The 20956-nt window shown below is 55.4% G+C and carries 12 protein-coding genes and 1 pseudogene; 9 read left to right on the top strand and 4 right to left on the bottom strand.

Annotated features, from left to right (window positions below; translation table 11 throughout):
• Positions 1 to 9 precede the first annotated feature (9 nt).
• The 4 genes from J2I48_RS21285 to J2I48_RS21270 form a co-directional block, all read right to left on the bottom strand.
• On the bottom strand, positions 10 to 2400 hold the full coding sequence (locus J2I48_RS21285) for a GumC family protein (RefSeq protein WP_207337523.1): 2391 nt from the start codon (positions 2398 to 2400) through the stop codon (positions 10 to 12).
• A 73-nt stretch (positions 2401 to 2473) separates the two neighbouring features.
• The gene (locus J2I48_RS21280) at positions 2474 to 3304 is read right to left on the bottom strand and encodes a polysaccharide biosynthesis/export family protein (RefSeq protein ID WP_207337522.1); all 831 of its coding nucleotides are present in this window, start codon (positions 3302 to 3304) and stop codon (positions 2474 to 2476) included.
• Positions 3305 to 3373: 69 nt separating this feature from the next.
• Positions 3374 to 4654, bottom strand: a complete 1281-nt coding sequence (locus J2I48_RS21275) for a nucleotide sugar dehydrogenase (protein ID WP_207337521.1) — start codon at positions 4652 to 4654, stop codon at positions 3374 to 3376.
• A gap of 52 nt (positions 4655 to 4706) precedes the next feature.
• Positions 4707 to 5495 (bottom strand): tyrosine-protein phosphatase, encoded by a 789-nt coding sequence (locus J2I48_RS21270; protein WP_207337520.1) that lies wholly within the window; start codon positions 5493 to 5495, stop codon positions 4707 to 4709.
• A gap of 177 nt (positions 5496 to 5672) precedes the next feature.
• Here J2I48_RS21270 and J2I48_RS21265 point away from each other — a divergent pair, with 177 nt between their 5' ends.
• The 9 genes and pseudogenes from J2I48_RS21265 to J2I48_RS21225 all read left to right on the top strand — a co-directional run.
• Complete coding sequence (locus J2I48_RS21265) at positions 5673 to 6119, top strand: YkvA family protein (protein ID WP_207337519.1); 447 nt, start codon at positions 5673 to 5675, stop codon at positions 6117 to 6119.
• 61 nt (positions 6120 to 6180) lie between these two features.
• Complete coding sequence (locus J2I48_RS21260) at positions 6181 to 6381, top strand: Sec-independent protein translocase subunit TatA/TatB (protein WP_207337518.1); 201 nt, start codon at positions 6181 to 6183, stop codon at positions 6379 to 6381.
• 206 nt (positions 6382 to 6587) lie between these two features.
• Positions 6588 to 8051, top strand: coding sequence for an Asp-tRNA(Asn)/Glu-tRNA(Gln) amidotransferase subunit GatA (gene gatA, locus J2I48_RS21255; RefSeq protein ID WP_207337517.1), 1464 nt, complete (start codon positions 6588 to 6590; stop codon positions 8049 to 8051).
• Positions 8052 to 8211: 160 nt separating this feature from the next.
• Positions 8212 to 9768 (top strand): lytic transglycosylase domain-containing protein, encoded by a 1557-nt coding sequence (locus tag J2I48_RS21250; protein ID WP_207337516.1) that lies wholly within the window; start codon positions 8212 to 8214, stop codon positions 9766 to 9768.
• Between the two features lie 107 nt (positions 9769 to 9875).
• Positions 9876 to 10463, top strand: a complete 588-nt coding sequence (ruvA, locus tag J2I48_RS21245) for a Holliday junction branch migration protein RuvA (protein ID WP_207337515.1) — start codon at positions 9876 to 9878, stop codon at positions 10461 to 10463.
• A 257-nt stretch (positions 10464 to 10720) separates the two neighbouring features.
• A complete protein-coding gene (sov, locus tag J2I48_RS21240; protein WP_229376608.1) occupies positions 10721 to 18145 on the top strand; it encodes a T9SS outer membrane translocon Sov/SprA in 7425 nt (2474 codons plus the stop codon).
• 121 nt (positions 18146 to 18266) lie between these two features.
• Complete coding sequence (locus J2I48_RS21235; RefSeq protein WP_207337513.1) at positions 18267 to 20177, top strand: hypothetical protein; 1911 nt, start codon at positions 18267 to 18269, stop codon at positions 20175 to 20177.
• Positions 20178 to 20240: 63 nt separating this feature from the next.
• On the top strand, positions 20241 to 20714 hold the full coding sequence (locus J2I48_RS21230; RefSeq protein ID WP_207337512.1) for a hypothetical protein: 474 nt from the start codon (positions 20241 to 20243) through the stop codon (positions 20712 to 20714).
• A gap of 8 nt (positions 20715 to 20722) precedes the next feature.
• A pseudogene (locus tag J2I48_RS21225) lies at positions 20723 to 20905 on the top strand (hypothetical protein); the annotation flags it as partial.
• Positions 20906 to 20956 lie beyond the last annotated feature (51 nt).

Below are 20956 nucleotides of genomic sequence, written 5' to 3'. Positions count from 1 at the left end.
TTAAATCAATTATTTTCTTGTCCAAAAATCAAAACCAAGCCCTTTTTTGGCTACTCTCTTTGCTTTTGTCAGAGCGTTATCATCCTCACCATAGGTCGAACGATACATGTAGCCGTAGCCAGCGTCGTAGCCGTAGCCGTAGTTGTATTCGAAGTCTTTTTTGACGTCGATGCCGTTGATAACTAGGCACATATTCGGGAAGCGCTTTTCCTTGTAGAGTGTATCCACGTTTTTCAGGAAGCCCTTACCCGTATACATATGCCGCACAATGTAGAGCGTCATGGTGGCGTATTTGGCCAGGATGTTGGCATCTGTGACGAGGCCTACGGGGGGGGTGTCGGCAATGACCACGTCGAAATGCTCGTGCAGGTTTTCGAACAGGTAGCGCATCTTGTCGCCGCTAATGAGTTCAGAGGGGTTGGGGGGCAGAATGCCGCAGGGAATAAAAAACAGGTTGTCGTAGCCCGGCACCGGCTTAATAATCTCATCGAGCGTGGCCTGTCCCGACAGGTAGCTCGACAGGCCCACGGGGCTGGCCTCTTTGATGTAGCGGTGCAGCTTGGGCTTGCGCATGTCCAGTTCCAGCATCACCACCTTCTTGTCGGCAATGGCGAGGCTGGCCCCCAAGTTGAGCGAGATGAAGGATTTGCCCTCGCCGCTGATGCTGGAGGTGACCAGAATGGTTTGCTTGGCCCCACCGTCGGGGTTGAAAAACTGGATGTTGGTCCGTAGTGCCCGGATCTGCTCCGACAGCAGCGACCGGCTTTTGGCCGTTACTTCCAGCGGCGAGGCAGCATCGGTAGACTGGATCACCTCGCCAATGATGGGGGCATCGGTAGCGTCTTCGATCTGCGATTTGCGGCTGATCTTGTTGTTGAAATAATCGAGCAGCCAGAGCACGAGCACCGGCAGTAACAACCCGATGAGAAAAGCCACCAAATAATAATCGCGTTTTACGGGTTTCACAGGACTCGGCTCAGCCTGAGCATCATCGATCACGCGCAGGTCAGACACGGTCGAAGCAAACGACATGGCCGTTTCTTCGCGCTTTTGCAACAGGTAGTTGTACAGGTTGCCCTTGATGCTGGCCTGCCGCGATATGTCGAGCAACTGCCGTTCTTTTTGCGGAATGGTGCGGATCGTCGACTCGATGCGCTTGTTAGTAGTCTGAAGGCTACCCTGCGTACTGACCAGGATGCGCCGCAGGGTGAGCACGTTGTCGGCAATGTTGCGCTTGGTGGTCCGAATCTGGTCGTCGATGGTTTCGATGGGTACCGATTTTTCGGGTACGGTGCGGATGAGCTTTTCGCGCTGACTTTCCAGTTCCAGCAGGTTGCCCACCAGGGCCGTGAGGGTAGGGCTGTCGAGGCCCACGGTGGCAGGCGTCACCACCCGTGCGTCGACTTTGCTGGCGAGGTACGTTTCTATTTCGCGCAACGTACCCAGCTGAATGTTGACCTGGCTGAGCTGGGCGTCGTTTTCTTTGACCTTATCCAAAAACAGCGTCGACTCTGAACTAAGGTCGACAATGCCCGAATTGGTTTTGTAGCGCTGTATATCGCCTTCTACCGACGTCAGTTCCCGCGAAATGATGCCCAGGCGGTCTTCTACAAACCGGAGGGTGTTGGCCGCCACGCGGTTTTTGTCCTGCAACGACAAGAGTTCGTAGAAGTAAATAAGTCGATCAAGATAAGCCACTGCCCGATCTGGTGCGTTGTCTTCCATGGTTAGGAAGAGCACAGATGCCATTTTATTGGGCTGTGTGACACGTAAACCTTTCGCAAACGATTTGATTACTCCCTCGCGGTGTAGCATAGACACCTGAATTTCCTTGTGTTTAGGTGGAGCACTAGGCCGTTTTGTGATTATGACTAGCCCTATCGGTGTCTGAGTAGGTTTTCCGTATGGGCAGTTAATACCTTCAAACGTAGCCGAGCTTGCTGAAATACTTACGTTAAAGGGATTGTTGTAGGCTGATTCTTCAAGAACGGGTTTTAACACCTTCACTATGATTGGAGCATCCCGATAAATGTCTCTGATGCGCCAGCGATCTTTATACGAATAGATGATATCCAGACCGAGATCGTCAACCACTTTCTCAGCCAGTTTATACGATTTTATAACCTCCATCTCATTCTCGACCTGCTTTTTCGAGCCGAACATGTCCAATTCTTCCATGAGGTCCTGCTTGGAAGAACCGCCCATTCGGTCGTCTTCTTTGATAAGAATGCTGGCCTGAGCACTGTATGTGTACTTGAGCGTGGTGAGGTAGGCAAACATGCCCACCATGCTCACCAGCAGCGTGAGCACAAACCAGTACCAGTTGCGGAGGTATTTGGTGGCCAGAAACTTGATATACTCCTGGCCAAACTGACCTTCTGGTTGTCCTGATGTTGTCATGGTTTCGGTGGGCGGATTATGCTGTTGTTACTGCAAGTTGCGAACAAAAATGGCTACTTCACACGAGCATAGTTCAACGGATGAGGTTCAGGATAACTGTAGCCACTAGCGTGGCACTGCTTAAGATAACGGGCAAGAGGGGTAGGGTACGGCTAGCCTGTAGCTTTCGGCCGCTTTTCGGCTCTACGTAGATGACATCGTTGGGTTTCAGGTAGTAAGCGGGCGACGTAAACACGTCCCGGCTGGTGAGGTCGACGGGGATAAACTCGCGCTTGCCGCCAACTTCGCGGACCACCATGATATTATCACGCTTGCCATAAACGGTCAGGTCACCGGCCAGGCTGATGGCTTCGGTGAGGGTGATGCGTTCGTTTTGTACCGTGAAGACAGACGGACGCTGCACCTCGCCCATGACCGATATTTTGAAGCTCAGCAGCCGCGCCGCCACGTAGGGTTCGCGGAGGTAGGTTTTCAGGGTATCGCGCAGGGTAGTTTCCAGTTCGGCCAGGCTCCGGCCTACCACGGGCACCGCGCCCAGCTTCGGGAAATTGATGCTACCCTGTTCGCTCACGCGGTAGCCAATGGGCAGGTTGTTAGTCTCCTGCGTGCTGATGCCACCCCCACCGCCGGCCGTCAGGGCCACCCCCATCCGGGCAAAGGGATTAAACGCCATGTCGGCCTCGGTGTTGAGACTGGTAACGGCAATGGCCAGCACGTCGCCGGGTTGGAGCCGGTAGGTGTAGGTAGACAGCGACAACCGCGCCAGGCTGTCGGCCAGGGCGTTGGACTGGAAATAAGTCATGTCGTCGCGCTTCTTTTTCTTCGACGACTGGGCCAGGCTGTTGGTTGGCGGCGCAACCAGCAGGCAAATCAGTAGAAAAGTAGTGAATCGAATGGAATTCATAGGTAAGTAAAGCCGTGGGATAAATATCGTCAAAAGTCCAGGATAGAGGCAGTAGTAGCTAACGCCTCGTTATATACGCATAGATACCTGCGACCGGTCGAAGGTGGACTTGAGGTCATATACGATAGCCTGCTCGTGACGGCATAACGAGCGGATGTTCAGGGTGTTAAATTCGTCGTGGGCCACGGCTAGCACCACGCCATCGTAGGCCCGTTCCAGGCTGGTGAGCAGGGTAATGCCGTGTTCGTCGGCCACTTCCTGCGGCACGGCCCAGGGGTCGTAGACGTGCACGTTGATGCCAAAGCCACGCAGTTCGTGGTAGATCTCGGCCACTTTGGTGTTGCGCACGTCGGGGCAGTTTTCTTTGAACGTAATACCCAGCAGGAGCACGTTGGCCCCCGACACCGGAATGCCCGCTTTGATCATAGCTTTCACTAGTTTGTTGGCCACGTAGATGGGCATATCGTCGTTGACGCGCCGCCCCGACAGGATCACCTGCGGGTGGTAGCCTACGCTCTGCGCCTTGTGGGCCAGGTAGTAGGGGTCAACGCTGATGCAGTGGCCACCCACCAGGCCGGGCGTAAACTTGAGGAAGTTCCACTTCGTCCCGGCGGCTTCGAGCACATCCATGGTGTCGATGTCCAGGCGGTCGAAGATGAGAGCCAGCTCATTCACAAACGAGATATTCACGTCGCGCTGGGCGTTTTCAATGGCTTTGGCGGCTTCGGCTACTTTGATAGAGGGCGCGGCGTAGGTACCGGCAGTAATGATGGCCCCGTAGAGCTGATCCACAAAGCGGGCGGCGGCGGGTGTAGAACCCGCCGTAATTTTCAGGATGTTGGCCACCGTACGGGTCTTGTCGCCGGGGTTGATGCGCTCAGGCGAATAGCCACAGTAGAAGTCCTGGTTGAAGCGCAGGCCACTCACCCGCTCCAGCACGGGCACGCAGTCTTCTTCGGTGCAACCGGGATACACCGTCGACTCGTAAATCACGACGCCCCCCCGTTTCAGGTATTGTGCCACCATCTTCGTGGCCGACAGCAGGGCCGAGAGATCGGGCCGCTTGAACTTGTCGATGGGGGTGGGCACTGTCACAATAAACACATTGCAGTCGGTCAGCGCCGCCGCCGAGTCGGCAAAGGTGATGTGGGGGCTGAAAGCAAAGGCGGCGGGTTCAATCTCGCGGGTCTGGTCGTGCCCTGCCTGAAGCTCGGCAATTCGTTGCTCATTGATGTCGAAACCCACGGTAGGCCATCGTTTGCCAAATTCGAGTGCTAAAGGCAGGCCAACATAGCCAAGGCCAATAACGCCGATATGCACGGAGGCAGGCGGTAAAAGAGCGGGAAGCATTCGTTAAGCAGTGATGGAGTTACGGACGGGGTAACAAATATAAACGGAATCGTTATATAAACGTCGGCATGGTGAGTGGCAGCTGGCAAACTGCCCGGTAATCGGCCGACCGCAGGGCGAGTTCCAGGTTGGTCAGGTCGCGGGCGCGATGGAGGTCAGACGCAACGAAATCGACCAGCCCTTCCCGAATGAGGGTACGAGCCATGCGCCGGGCATCGTCGCCGTAGCGTCCCGTCAGCGACATCAGGTTTAGTTGCAGACGGCAGCCGTGTTGGCGCAGTTCGGCCAGTTGGGTACTTTTTCCCCGAAAATACAGGTAGCGTTCGGGGTGGGCCAGAATGGGTTGGTAGCCTTTCACCTGCATCTGAAAAAGCCACTGCGGCAGTTGGCGGGGCAGCGCCGCCCAGCCCGTTTCGATGAGTACGAAGCGCTCTGTACCAAAATTGAGCAGGTCGTTTTGCTGCAGGCGGGCATCAAATAGCTCGTCGGTGAGGTATTCAGCGGCAACAGTAAATGTCAGCGGCAAGTCGTGAGTGGCAATCAGCGCCTGTATCTGCTGCCCTGCTTCGTGTAGGTGAGCAGAGGTATTGGGATAAAAATCCTGGCTAATGTGGGGCGTAGTGACGATGTGCCGGATACCCCAGTCGGCTAGTTGCTGCAGACAAACGAGGGCTTCGTCGATTTCCTGGATACCATCATCGACCCCCGGCAGCAGGTGACTGTGCATGTCGAGGGCATAACCCACCGTGAGGGGCGTACCCGCCGCAGCAGCCGGATTGAATTGGTTTTTAAGCGTTTGCCAGAAAGAAGCCACAAAGAGCGAATGGAATTTGACCAGCAAAGTTACGCGGAAGGGCCGAAGGATTGGAGATAAGCACCATCAGCTGTGGCAGAGCTATAGTACGAGTGGCCTGTGCGCAGGATAGGAAGCAACACTTTTTCGGCAGTAAATCTGTTATACATCTGTTTTGCGTAGGTACGCAAACGCACCAACCAACTATAAACCAGTTTACAGTCCATGGCAAAGCGTAGTCTGATCGCTCAGGTACTCAGTTCCATCTTTTTTGGCCGTTCGAAAGCAAAGGCCGGTAAGTACGCCCGTAATGGCCTTAGCATGTTGGGACTACTGAAAACGGCACTGGGTAAGAGCAACGAGATGAAAGGCGATGACTCGATTGGGTTCCGCGAACAGCTGATGCTGCTCAGCCGCATGATCAAGGCTTATGTGGCGGGCGACTACCGCGCCATTCCGACCAAGACGCTGATTTCCATGCTGGCTACGCTGGTTTATTTTGTGTCGCCCATTGATTTTATTCCCGACGTGTTGCCCGTACTGGGTTTCGCCGACGATATTGCCCTGATGGTGTGGCTCTTCAACTCGTTGCAGGACGACATTGCTAACTTCCGCGACTGGGAGCGCAATCAGGCCCGCGCCACGGGTAAAGTGATAGACATTAACGACTAATTTAATCGCTACTTCAAGCGGCATTTCTTATTTTTGCATACGTTCTAAACAACCAATAGACATGATTACAGCAGCCATTTTAGGAATTATGGGTTTGGGCGGTCAGGAGATGCTGCTCATCTTCCTGGCGCTCCTTCTTTTCTTCGGTGCCAAGAAATTGCCCGAACTAGCGCGTGGCCTGGGTAAAGGTATCCGCGAGTTTAAGGATGCCACCAAAGATGTTCGCGAGAACATTGAAGATGGTCTGAAAGAGACAAAATAACGTTTTTCCCCATACGCAGCCAACCGGACGCCCCCAAGACGCCCGGTTTCTGCTTTTAAATAAGTCGTAAGTCGGGGAGTCGTAAGTCTGGAAAGCCGTTTTGGTATTGCTGACGCAAGTAATGAGCTTCGGCAGCTTCTACGTTTGCGTCAGCAACACTAAAACGGCTTTCCCGACTTACGACTCCCCGACTTACGGCTCCCTTTATGCCCTACCGTTCCTTTCGATCTGTTCAGGCTGATTTGGCCGATGGCACCGTTACCTGCCGCGGGCTGGTGAGCCAGTATCTGGCGCGTATTGCCGACCAGACCCACCTGAACGCCTTTACGGAGGTCTATGCTGATGAGGCCCTAACCCGCGCTGACGAACTGGATGCCCGCCGCGTGGCTAATCCCGACAGCGTGGGGCGGTTGCATGGTATGGTCATCGGCGTGAAAGACGTGCTGAGCCATGCCGGGCACGGCCTGCGGGCAGGGAGCAACATCCTGAATGGATTTACGGCGCAGTTCACGGCCACGGCGGTAGAGCGTCTCCTGGCCGAAGACGCCATCATCATCGGCCGGCAGAACTGCGACGAGTTTGCGATGGGGTCGTCGAACGAAAGCTCGGCGTTTGGGGTGGTGTGCAACGCAGCCGATCCTGAGCGTGTACCGGGCGGCAGCAGCGGCGGGTCGGCGGTGGCGGTGCAGGCGGGGCTTTGCCTGGCGAGTATTGGCTCCGACACGGGCGGCTCGGTGCGGCAACCGGCGGCGTTCTGCGGCGTGGTGGGCCTGAAGCCTACATACGGCCGCGTAAGTCGCTGGGGGCTGGTAGCTTACGCCTCCTCTTTCGACTGCATTGGTCCCATTGCCAACAACCCCACCGACGCGGCTCTACTGCTGGAGGTGATGGCCGGTGCCGACGACTTCGACAGCACGGTATCAACCCGGCCCGTGGCGGCTTATGCGCAGGCCAAACTCCCCGACCCGACCAACGGCGGTCGCTCCATGCGGGTAGCCTATCTGGTAGATGGCGTCGAGAGCGAAGGCGTAGACCCCGACGTGCGGCAGGCGACGCAGGGGGCCATTGACCGGCTGCGCGCGGCGGGCCATGTGGTGGAGCCTGTAACATTATCATTGCTAAAATACTTACTGCCAACCTATTACATCCTGACCACTGCCGAAGCGTCGTCTAATCTGTCGCGCTTCGACGGGGTGCGTTATGGCTATCGCGCTCAGCCTGCTTCAGATACGCAGACGGATTTGGTAGCTATGTATAAGCAAAGCCGGACAGAAGGATTTGGCCCAGAGGTGCGCAAGCGTATTTTGCTGGGTACATTTGCCCTGAGCGCCAGTTATTACGATGCTTATTACACCAAAGCCCAGCAGATACGCCGCCTGATACGCGACGAAACCGAGCGGATCTTTGCCGACTATGATTTTCTGCTCACCCCCACCACGCCCACCACGGCGTTTCGGCTGGGTGAAAAATCGGCGGGGGCTGAGACGGATCCGTTACAGATGTACTTAGCAGACCTTTTCACCGTTCAGGCTAATGTGACGGGTTACCCGGCCATATCTATTCCCAACGGTACTGATGGGGTCGGCCTGCCTATCGGTATACAATTGATGGCCTCGCCCTTTGCTGAAGAAAACCTGATTGCAATGGCGGAGAGTATGTTTGTAGTTTGAAGTTTGTAGTTGGCTTCGGCGTAGCCCCCCGCCCTAAAGGAGGCCTGCTGACGCCAGCGTAAAAAGATTGCAAAGCTAATCATGCGCCAGCAGGCCCCCTTTAGGGCGGGGGGCTACGCCGAAGCCAACCCCCAACCGTTTTCCCCGTAACCTGAGAGAGATGAGTGAGCTAACGAAACGAGTACAACAAGTAGGGTATGGGCTTGCGGTGGCAGCCAGCCTATTGATAGTCAGTCCATTGCGAGCGCAGGTGGTGGCTGATTCGGCCGTGGTCGACAGCACGTTTATTGTGGAAGAGGTGCTCAATCTGCCCACTATTCCCGAAGCTACCCTGCGCGAACGCCTGCCCCGGCTGCAACGCCAGATTCCGCTGCCCTACAACAAGGTGGTCCATAATTTCATCGACTACTTCACCTTCCGTAAACCCAGCTACACGCGCATGGTGATGGAACGGATGCCGTTCTATTTTCCGATGTATGAAAAGACGCTGGCGAAGCACAACATGCCCGACGAGCTGAAGTACCTTTCTATCGTGGAGTCGGCGCTGAACCCACGGGCGGTGTCGCGGGTAGGAGCGGGGGGGCTGTGGCAGTTTATGCCCTACACCGGCAAAGATTTTAAGCTCAACATTGACGAATATACCGACGACCGGATGGACCCGCAAAAGGCCACCGACGCCGCCTGTCGCTACCTGAAAGAACTTTACGGCACCTTTGGCGACTGGGAAATGGCCCTGGCTGCCTATAACTGCGGGCCGGGAGCCGTGCGCCGGGCCATGCGCCGGTCGGGCGGAAGCACGTTCTGGACCTGCTACGATTTTCTGCCCAAAGAGACCCGTTCCTACGTGCCGCAGTTCATTGCTATTGCCTACATGATGAATTACGGTCCCGACCACGGCATTGTGGCGGAACACCCCGACTACCCTATTGCGTTTGATACGGTGCAGGTGAATTCGTACCTCGACCTGAGAACGTTCGCCGACCTGAGTCAGGTATCTGTGGCTGATTTGCGGAAGTTGAACCCCGCCATCAGCACCGACCGCCTGCCCGACTACACCCGCGACTTCACCCTGCGCATACCCAGCGAACGGATGCACCATTTCCAGAGCAACCGCCGCATGATAATGGACTCGGCCAGCAAACTGCCTGTGCTGATGGCCAACATGCTGCTCGCGCATAATGAGGGTACCAACCTCGATTCGGTCAATGACCCGACCCACTGGCGCGTGGCTAGTCGCCTGGCCGATGCCGTGCCCGTGAGCACCGCCGTGGTCGTGGCTGAAAATGACCTACCTGAACCTGACGACCTGGAGACGGTGGTGATGCGCAAGCCCAAGAAGCACAGCCATACCGTGCGCCGGGGCGAAACGCTGTCGGAGATTGCCGAGCGGTATCACGTAGACACCTACGACCTGAAGCAGTGGAACCACCTGCGTTCGAAAACGGTGAAAGTGGGCCAGAAACTGACCATTCTGCGCGAAGCGGGCGAGACTCACAGTGAGCGCATGGCCAAACAAGATGACCACAAGAGCCACCGTAAAGCCGAAACCACCGCCCGCCACGAGCGCGAACGCCCCCGCTACCACCGCGTACAAAGCGGCGATACCCTCTGGAACATCGCCCAGCGCTACGGCCTGCTCTCGATTGACAAACTAAAGAAAATCAACCATATCAAAGGCAACAGCGTCCGCCCCGGACAGAAGCTGCTGGTGGGATAACCTACTAACGGCAAGTGGTGAGTGGTAAACGGTGAGTGGCTGGCGCGTCAGATGTACGCTTGCGTAAGCCACTCACCGCTTACCACTCATCACTTACCACTAAAATTATGATCGCCTACCTCGACGGAATCCTCTCCTATAAAGAACCTGCTTACACTATCATCGACGTCAACGGCGTTGGGTATGAGGTGTTTATTTCGTTGCAGACCTACACCACCTTGCCCGGTGGCGGCGATAAAGTGAAGCTGTTTATTCACCACAACTTCCGGGAAGACAACCAGACGTTGTTTGGCTTTGCCCAGGCCGACGAGAAAGCCCTGTTTCGGGAGTTGATTGCGGTGTCGGGGGTGGGGCCGAATACGGCGTTGGGTATGCTGTCGTCGATGTCGCCGCAGGAGTTGCGGCTGGCTATTATGAGCGAAAACGTCCGGGCTATTCAGGCTATCAAGGGCATCGGAGCCAAAACGGCGCAACGCATTATTCTGGAACTGAAAGACCGGATGAAGAAATCGGGCCTCCTGCCCGACGGCCCTACCTACCGCCAAAACGCAGGCAACCCCACCCGCGAAGAAGCCCTGGCTGCACTGGTGGCGCTCGGCTTTCCCCGCCCCTCAGCCGAAAAATCCGTCGACGACATCCTACGCGCTGACCCTGCCTTAGGCGTGGAAGACATTATCAGGAAGGCGTTGCGGTAGAGGTAATTAAGAATGCAGAATTAAGAATTAAAAATGATGCCAGACAGGTCGGCTTTGCGCTTCGACATGGCCACATTATTAATTCTTAATTCTGCATTCTTAATTACCCCTAATACGATTGGCCCGGTTTTAGCCGTTGTGATAACGTTCCAGCAACTCAAGTTGTTTACCCATCCGATTGTACACCAGTTATGGTGAAGCGTTATACTGTTCGACGACTTACTATTAATTCATATGTGGCTTTGAATCAACGCTTTATGTATAAGTGGTTGATTTGCACTGCCCCGCTGTTGCTACTACTGGGACTGGTAGGCACCCCCACTACGCACGTGCGGGCACAAACACCGGCTCGTCGTGGTCGCACCAGTCTGGCCAGTTCGACCACCACCCCCACCGCCGACCGTCGCAAAGCCGTGGCCGATTCAATGAAGGCCGTGGCGCAGGAGCGGCTGGACAGTTTGCGAGCCGTGAAAAACGCCGCCCGCCGCCCCAGCATCCACTGGACAGACCGCTACACGTCGCGGTTTTCAGATCGCAACCCCCGTTCGCCGTATTTGCTGCGTGATCCCAAAAGCCTAGGAACCGATTTCAGGATGCTGCCCGACAAGTCGGTTGCGGTGAATGAACGGCTTACCCCCCGGCCCGGTGCCGGCACGACTACCAACCCCAGCGTGGTGACTGTGGGGCCTACGCCCGGTGCGCCCACCAGCCAAACCGTACCCGCCGGTAGTCGGCCCACTGGCTTGCCCTACCGCCCCGGCGAAGTGGTGCCGTTTTCCGATTTCAACCGCCTCCAGAATGAGCGCATGGAAGATCGCCTCTTCCGCGACTACGCCGCCCGCCGCGACGGACAAAGCGCCGTGAGTGGCCGGGGGCTGATTCCCAAGCTGGAAATGCCGCCCATTCTGGACCGTATTTTCGGCGGTAACAACATCGATTTCAAGCCCAACGGCTTCGTCACGCTCGATCTGGGCTACCTCTATCAGTTTATCGACAACCCCGCCGTGGCGGTGCGGTTGCGGCGGCAGGGTAACTTCATTTTCAACGAGCAGATCAACCTCAATTTCAACGGCCAAATCGGCGAACGGCTGGGGGTGCTGGCCAACTTCGATACCAAGGCCAGCTTCAATTTCGAGAACGCGCTGAAGGTCAACTATCGGCCGCAGGGGCTGATTCCGGGCCTGGGGGCCAACGGCCTGCCTCAGCTGCCACAGGTGCCGGGCCTGCCCAACCTGCCTGCGTTTGGCAGCAAGCTCAGCAACCCGCAAATGCCCTTTACACCGCAGAATGAAAGCATTTTGCAAAACATTGAGCTGGGCAACCTGACCTGGAACCTCAACAGCCAGCTGATTCCGGGGGTGCAAAACCTGTTTGGCCTGAAGCTGCAAACGCGCTTTGGCAAGCTCAACGCCACCACCGTGATCTCGCAGCAACGGTCGCGGAAACAGGAGATCATCCTGCGCGGTGGGGCCATGAACCGGCCCTTTGAGATCAGGGCGGACCAGTACAGCGAGAACCGCCATTTCTTCCTGTCGCAGTTTTTTCGGAACAACTACGAACGGGCACTCAAGAGCCTGCCCGTGATCACGTCGGGCGTGACGGTGACGCGTTTAGAGGTCTACGTCACCAACCGGACCAACACCACCGAATCGTTGCGGAGCGTGCTGGGCTTCTCGGACCTGGCCGAACCCGTACCCTACAATACGGCTAACCCCAACACGCAGTCGCTGGTACCGGCGGGATCACCAGCCAGCAACGAAGCCAACGCCCTGTTTGGCCGCGTGAAAGCCAACGCCAACCTGCGCCAGGTAGACCGCACCACCGACGAGTTGACCAACACGTTTGGCCTGCAAAAAGGCACCGATTACGACCTGCTACGTGGGGCCAAACGCCTCACCGAACGCGAGTACCGGTTCCAGCCCGAATTGGGCTACATCTCGCTCACGACACCCTTACGCAACGACGAAGTACTGGCCGTTTCCTACGAATACACCTACCAGGGCAAGCACTACCAGGTGGGCGAACTGACGGAAGACTATCAGGGACAGAGCGATGATAAAGTACTGTACCTGAAGCTGTTGAAGTCATCGACGATACGCAACAACCTTCAGAATCCGATGTGGAACCTGATGATGAAAAACGTATATTCGCTCAACACCACGGCACTGGCGCGGCAGGGGTTCCAGCTTCGCATCATCTACAAAGACGACGTTACGGGTTTCGACAACCCCGTGTTGCAAGACAGTGACCTGGCGGGCATTCCGCTAGTGCAGGTCTTTAACATGGACCAGCTAAACCAGCAACTGGACCGCCCCGCCGACGGTAATTTCGACTACGTGGAGGGCGTCACCATCGACAGTCGCAATGGCGTGGTGATCTTTCCGGTGCTGGAACCCTTCGGCTCGTTTCTGGACCGGAAGCTGAGCACCCCCGAATCGAAGGCCAAGTATGTGTTCAGCGAACTCTACCGCACCACCCTGGCCGACGCGCAGCAGGTGGCGTTGAAGAACAAGTTTTTCCTGCGCGGCAGCTACCAGTCTACCAACGGCGTACCCACCGACTTGCCCTACGGTGTGAAAGAGCAGTCGGTGCAGGTGTCGGCGGGTGGGGTGCCGCTGGTGGCGGGGCAGGACTACGTGATCGAGGCGCAGCGCATCCGGTTTATCAACGAAAGCATTGCCAATTCGGGCCGCGAAATCCGCATCACTTACGAACTGCCCGATTTGTTTCAGAACCAGATACGCACCCTCATCGGTGGCCGGTTCGACTACCGCCTGGCCCCCGACATTAACCTGGGGTTCACGGCCATGAACATGCGCGAAACCCCGGCGGGGTTCCTCACGCGGGTGGCCATTGGCAACGAACCGATCAACAACACCATGCTGGGCGTAGACATCAACCTGCGCAAAGATGCCCCCGGCCTTACGCGGCTGCTTGATAGGCTGCCCCTGATTCAGACCAAAGAACCCTCGGCCATTCAGTTCACGGGCGAGGGTGCCCAATTTTTACCTGGCCTGGCTAAGTCGGTGAATAACAACGCTTTCATTGACGATTTTGAAGCCACCCGCACCATTTTCGACCTCACGCGGCAGCCCGTTCGGTGGCGACTGGGGGCCACGCCACAAAGTTTTCCGCAGGGCACGTTTTCCGCGCCGCTGGAATACGGCTACCGCCGGGCGCGGATTTCGGTCTATAACGTAGACCAGACGCTGGGCCTGCCGGGTGGCGCGTCGGGCATCAGTGTTAACCTCACGGCCGAGGACCTAAACAACGTCAACGAGAAATTTTTCCTGCCCACGTCTATTTTTCCGGGGCGGTCGGCGCGGCAGATTCAGCTGCCCGAAAACGTGCTCGACGTAGCCTACTTCCCAGCCGAACGGGGTATGTACAACTACAACCCCGACCTGAATTCGGACGGAACGCTGAAAAACCCCCGGCAGAATTTCGGGGCCGTTACGCGGGCGGTTTCGTCAGACAATGATTTCGACAATGCCAACATCGAGAACATCACGTTCTGGATGATGGACCCCTTCACCGACGACCCCGTGCGCGGCACGCCTGACAACACGAAGAACAAACCCAACAAAACGGGTGGCCTGCTCCGCTTCAACCTGGGCGACATTTCGGAAGACGTGATTAAAGACGGACGGTACGAATTTGAGAACGGCTTTCCCATCGACACCACCAATGCCCGCAACCGGGGCGTAGATGTGACGCCCTGGGGCAACGCGCCGCGGCAGCAGTTTGTGACCAACGCCTTTACCAATCAGGCCGGTGCCCGCGAGAGGCAGGATATTGGCCTCGACGGTCTGAACAACGCCCAGGAACAGGCCAAATTCAAACCCTATCTGGATGCCGTTCGGGCACGTGTGACGGATGCCGAAGCGCAAAAGCAGATTCTGGATGACCCTTCCAATGACGACTTCCGGTTCTACCTCGGTGCCCAGGCCGACTCGGTGAAGTACATCGTGGCCCGGTACAAGCAGTTTTTGGGTATGCAGAACAACTCGCCCGAAAACGCCAACGACCTGAACCAGTATACCACCCCGGCCAACAGCATTCTGCCTGATATTGAGGACCTTAACGGCGACAATACCATCAACGAAGAGGAGGCCTACTACGAATACGACATTCCGCTGTCGAAAGATCGGCTACAGGTGGGCACGGGCTACATCATTGACAAAGTGAACGCCGAAGGGGTAAACTGGTACCTATTCCGGGTGCCGGTGCGCACGCCCGCCCGCAAGTTTGGCAACATCAACGGCTTTAAGTCGATCCGGTTTATGCGGATGGTGCTGACCGATTTTCAGGAGCCGGTGGTGCTGCGGTTTGCCCAGTTGCAGATGGAAGCCAACCAGTACCGCAAATACACCGGCGACCTTACGCAGCGCGGCTTGCAGGAGGTGCCCGAACCCTACGATGCCCAGTTTAAGGTGTCGGCGGTTAACATTGAAGAAAACAGCCAGACCACCAACGACAAGTACGCCTACTCGGTGCCGCCGGGGTTCATCCGCGACCGCGACTACACGCAGGTGACCGACGTGGCCCTCAACGAGCAGTCGATGGCCCTAAGTGTGACCAACCTGCGCGACGGCGACTCGCGGGGGGCGTTCAAAAACACCAATTTCGACTTCCTGTTTCGCGACCGGCTGAAGATGTTCATTCACATGCACAGCCCCGACAAGACCATTACCCCCCAAAGCGGGCCGGTGAGTGCGTTTATCCGCATTGGCACCGACTACACCGAAAACTACTACGAAATTGAAGTGCCCGGTCTGCTGGCTACGCCCGAAGGCACTAATATTCCCGAAGACGTGTGGCCTTACCAGAATGAGTTGGACCTAGCTTTTGACGAACTGATTAACCTGAAAGCCGCCCGCAACCGCGCCAACGGCCGGGCGTCGGGCGTCGGGTTTACATTGCCATCAGAGAATCAACGATACCAACTCACGGTGGTGGGCAACCCGGATTTAAGCTCTGTGCAGAGCATCATGATCGGAGTGCGCAACCCCAAATCGGTGGATGAGCAGACGCGGAGCTTTACCGTGTGGGTAGACGAACTCCGGGCGGTGGGTATCAACCAGAAATCGGGCTACGCGGCCATTGGGGCGGCCAACATCCGCCTGGCCGACCTGGCCACGATTACGGCGTCGGGGCGCTACACCACCTTTGGGTTTGGCGGCGTGCAAACCAAGCCCAGCGAACGCACCCGCGAGTTTACCACCGAATATGGCCTCACCGCCGCCGTGGCCCTCGACAAGTTCACGCCCGAAAAATGGGGCCTGAAAATACCGGTCTACGTGAACTACGACACCCGGCACGTGACCCCGCAGTTTAACCCCCTCGACCCCGACACCCCGCTGGAGACGTCACTGGCCAGCCTACCCGACGGCGTAGACCGTAATCTCTACCGCCGACTGGTGCAGGACATCACCGTGCGGCAGGGCATCAACTTCTCAAACGTGCGCAAGATCCGCACGAACACGGCGGCCATTCCGCGTCCGTGGGACATTGAGAATTTTGGGTTTAACTACGCCTTCAATAACATCACACGGTCGAATATTCTGACGGGCGAATACCTCCAGGAGCAGTACCGGGGCGGGTTTACCTACACGTTTTCGAGCCAGCCCAAACCGTTCGAGCCGTTCCGCAACGTGAAGGGGCTGGAGCGTAAATACCTCTACTGGCTAAAGGATTTCAACCTCACGCTGCTGCCCACGCTGGTGTCGTTCCGTACTGATATGGACCGCAGTTTTATTAAAACGCAACTCCGCAATTCCGACCTAACCACCAACGGCATTGCCCCGCAGTTTGAGAAATACTTCCTCTTCAATCGCTATTACGACATCACCTGGAACCTGACCAAAAGCCTGGTGCTGACCTACCGCGCCGCCGCCAACTCGATCATCGACGAACCGCAGGGCGACATCAACACCCAGGCCAAGCGCGATTCGGTGTGGCGGAACGTGCAGAACCTGGGCCGGATGAAGAACTACGTGCAGAGCTTCAACGCCACCTACCGCGTACCGTTCGACAAGTTTCCGGTGCTGAACTGGATCACCGCCGACGTGGGTGCCCGCACTGAATACCAATTCCAGGCCAATTCCTACGGCATCCAGGACTCGCTGAACATTCCCTTTGGCAACACCATTCGCAACACCCGCGACCTCAACATTCAGGGGCGCGTAGACCTGGTGCTGCTCTACAACAAAATCAAGGCCCTGCGCTGGGCCAATACGCCTAGTCCGGCGAAGCTTAATTTTGCTCGTAACCCCGGTAGTATTCAAGACATTAACCCCGGCGGCAACCGCCTGGCCAAGAGCTTTGTGCGGGCGCTGCTGACGGTGCGGGGCATCAACGTGACCTACAACTTGCAGGAGGGCACCATCCTGCCCGGCTTCCTGCGGTCACCGGCCTTGTTTGGGATGGATCAGTACGGTGCGCCGGGCCTGCCGTTTGTGTTGGGTAGTCAGGATGCGGGTATCGCCGACCGGGCCGCACAACGTGGGTGGCTCTCGCCGAGTATTGTGCAAAACGCCCCCTTTACCCAGACCATTACGCGGCGGTTTACGGCCAGCACCACGCTCGAACCCTTCCGCGATTTCAGATTGGTGGTCAACGCCAACTACAACCGCGCCGACAACTACCAGGTGTTCTACCGCCCGGCGTTGCAGGGGGCGGGTTTCAGCTACCAGAACCCCGTGCGCAGCGGCAGCTACAGCATGTCGTACCTGTCGTTCGGCACTACCTTCGAAGGCCTGCGGTCAGACAACACCTCGCCTATTTTCGACCGGTTCGAGCAGTACCGGACCATCATCAAAGACCGGTTGAACGTCGATAACAAAATCGCCGCCGACAACCCCAGCGCCTACGACAACAAGTCGCAGGACGTGCTGATTCCGGCGTTTTTTGCAGCCTACAGCGGGGCCAATCCCTATTCGGTGAAGTATTCGCCGTTCTACAGCATCCCGTTTCCCAACTGGGATTTGAACTACCAGGGGCTAACCAAGTTGAAGCCGTTTCAGAAGCTGTTTACGTCGTTTAACCTCACGCACCGCTACAACTCGAACTACAGCGTGGGCAACTTCGTGTCGTCGCTAAGCTACGAGGCGCAGTATGTGAACCTGGCCATTTCGGGCTACCCGCTGTCGCGGCAACTGACCACCTATGGGCAGTTTATTCCGGCCTTTGTGATGAGTACGATCACGATGTCGGAACGGTTCGAGCCGTTTATTGGCGTGAATTTCCAGACCAAAAGCCGCCTGACGGGGTCGCTAACGTACAACCGCGCCCGCGAGGCCGGCCTGAATCTCTCTAACGCGCAGGTGGCGGAGGTGACCACCAAAGACATCACGGGGTCGCTGGGTTTCACGAAGAAAAACATCCGGCTGCCGTTCCTGGTGAATGGGCAGGTGAAACGGCTGAAAAACGACCTCACCTTCCAGTGCGCCCTCACCCTGCGCGACACCCGCACCATTCAGCGCAAACTCGACGCGGAGCAGACCATTGTGGCGGGTAATATCAACTTCCAGTTGCGCCCCCAGATCAGCTACGTAGTCAACAGCCGCCTAAGCCTGAACGCCTACTTCGACCGCTCCTTCAACGACCCCCTCGTCACCAACAGCTTCATCCGCGCCACCACCGCCGGGGGCATCCAGGCTCGGTTTAATTTGGCGCAGTAGGATATACATTCATTGAATGTAGCTACACGAAAATTGACCGTTCCCTCAAAAGATACTATGACTATAGAGTTAATTGGATAAGATTCATTTCAAAGGAAATGAATCTTATCCAATTAACTCTATGACTTCTCGTTACCTGCGTTTTCTGGTCGTTGCCTTGACCATGATCGCCTCTCAATGGGCTTGCCAGCCCGCCCGTGACATCCTTGTTGAACCGGCTGCACCCGATGTTTCCCTCAACGAAGCCAGACACTATTACGAAGCCTGGTCGAACCCCAACGCCCGGGGCACGAATGACCTACAAAATCGCCTGCCGCTTTGGAATCTGGCCAAAGAGATCAAATGTAAAAGCGGCAACATAGCTGTCGTCACACCGCTGGTCTACAATTATGCTATGCGTCTCGGCCTATATGCCGGTGACGGAATATCAGGCGATCCGCAAGGCTTGCGGGTGCAAACCAAGCTGGTGACCTACAAAGACAAAGCGGGTGCTATGCAATCATACATTATGGTTGTACTGCCCGATGAAGCTTACCGGGCCAAAAACAAGCGGGTAAAGGGAGAAGACTTTTCCGGCTCGGTCCTGGTTTACGGTCTGGACGAGACCACGCTTTTGGAAACCCGCCGGTATGTAAACGGCACACTCAAAGACGTGATGAAGGGGAAGCCAACAACTGACAAAAATGGGCGGCGGTCTGAATGCGAAGAGTACATCTATGAAGCTACTGATCAATCAGGCACTGCTCAGGTGGGTAGTGGGGCACCCCCTAATTCGGGATCGGCAGGAGACCCGCATATTAGAATCAATGGAATGGATTTCATATTAGTAGGCACTGTATCCTGTAGCGGAGGTGGTAACGGTAGCGGCGGTACGGGCGGTACAGGAGGAACCGGTGGTGGTGGTACTGGTGGCGGCGATGGTGGGGGCGGTAGCGGCGATGGTGGCGGCGGTGGTGGCGGCGGTGGCGGTGGCGGTACTGGTAGCGGCGGTGGTGAGCCACCCCAAACCTTAGATGATAATGGCGTGTCGGGTCAAAGTGAGGTTGACAGATTCCTTTATGCAATGGAGTACTACCACTCACCGTCGATATTTTTTAACGAGCCTGAGAGGTCATTAATGAGGACGTATCAGCCGGTAATGTACAGCATGAAGAACTACATTGCTCAAAACGGAGATCGGCCAAGTGCTCAAATGTTTCAGCAATTTGTTTGTACTTATATAGCTTATAATATAGTTGACGATACGGACCCGTACGAGATTGAAGCAGCAAATCGCATTCTCACTGTTTTTGGTTTGTCCAATTTCAATCAACTGGAACAACAGCCTTTCGAGAGTCCGGGTTATCCTATAATGACCCAATTGCAATACGTACAGAAACTGGCCCGTGAATCGGCCGTCTTGCATATGATGCATCCTGACTGGAGTCAGGCACGTTGTTTGATTGAAGCGGTGAAGAATGTCTCAATGGGAGCTATTCATTTCTTCTTCGATATTGCAGGACTTGTACCGGGAGTTGGTGAACTGCCCGACCTGATAAACGGTGGTATTTACCTACTTGAGGGCGAGCCTGGAAACGCTGGCTTCAGTTTTGCAGCTACACTGCCTATTGGTGGTCAAATGGCTACCTTTGGCAAATGGGCAAAAAATGCCTTGAAATTTGACAGTAGCATAAAGGTTTTCTTCTCAAGCAAAGGTTTAGCTTACGGCCTCACAAAAAACCCTGAAGATGCGCTCAGTCATGTATTTAACCACTTGAACAATAATCTTGTAAAAGAATACCAAGGGGTGTTTAATGGGCCAGCATCTGAATTGGTTGGCCTAGTGGACGACGCTTATGAAAAAGCCATAAATAATGGAATTAGTGGATTTGTAGACAGTAGGGGCTATTTGACCAGAGACATTCCAATGGGTAAAGTAATAGGTTGGGAGGGTGGTTCGATAGGTTCAGGAGCGTCCTTGAGTTCCTTACGTTTAGTAACTTTTGAAAAAAATGGTGTTACAAGGGTTATCTCTGCTTATCCTATTAAATAATTTACAATTGGCAGTTTCTGCCTAGAGCAGAAACTGCCAATTGTAAATCACTAATATACAAAGATGATCAACATTAGGCTTATTGATAATATCAAGAGATCTGCTCACGAAGACGTCTTCGTGACATGGCAAGAAATGCAGTTGGAAAAAGTCGTTGACTCTTATTTTTTTGTGATAGATGAAGGCTCAATCCCTGAACATGGCGTGTTCAATAAAGCAGCGACTGTTTTGAAACACATATTATTAGAATGGAAATCCGTTATTGAAAATATCAAGCAAGATGAAACTGTTTATCTGCCGTTTGATTTTTCAGATGAGTATATAGGCTATCTGAAAGTGACGCAAAGCAGAGATAATTTGATTATTGGTTATGGAGTAACACGTAGATTTTTTGGATGGAATATTGACCCTCTCAAGAGCGTACCATTACCAATGAGTGCTGAGGATGAAGCCTTTACTAATACGAAAATGATCACCATTTCACTAGATGATTTTGTCGCTCAGATTGAGCAAAATGTGCAGAACCTAGGGAGTTAAATTCTCAGCAGACCATCGTGGCGGGTAACGTCAACTTCCAGTTGCGCCCCCAGATCAGCTACGTAGTCAACAGCCGCCTAAGCCTGAACGCCTACTTCGACCGCTCCTTCAATGATCCCCTCGTGACCAACAGCTTCATCCGCGCCACCACCGCCGGGGGCATCCAGGCGAGGTTTAATTTGGCGCAGTAGGGGGGAATAGTGAAAGAGCGAATGGTGAAAGAGTGAAAGCGTGAAGGGAGG

This window comes from Fibrella aquatilis (assembly GCF_017353255.1).
In the GTDB taxonomy this organism is placed as follows: domain Bacteria; phylum Bacteroidota; class Bacteroidia; order Cytophagales; family Spirosomataceae; genus Fibrella; species Fibrella aquatilis.
The sequence above is the reverse complement of the archived record's forward strand: the minus strand, read 5'-3'. Positions and strand labels throughout refer to the sequence as shown.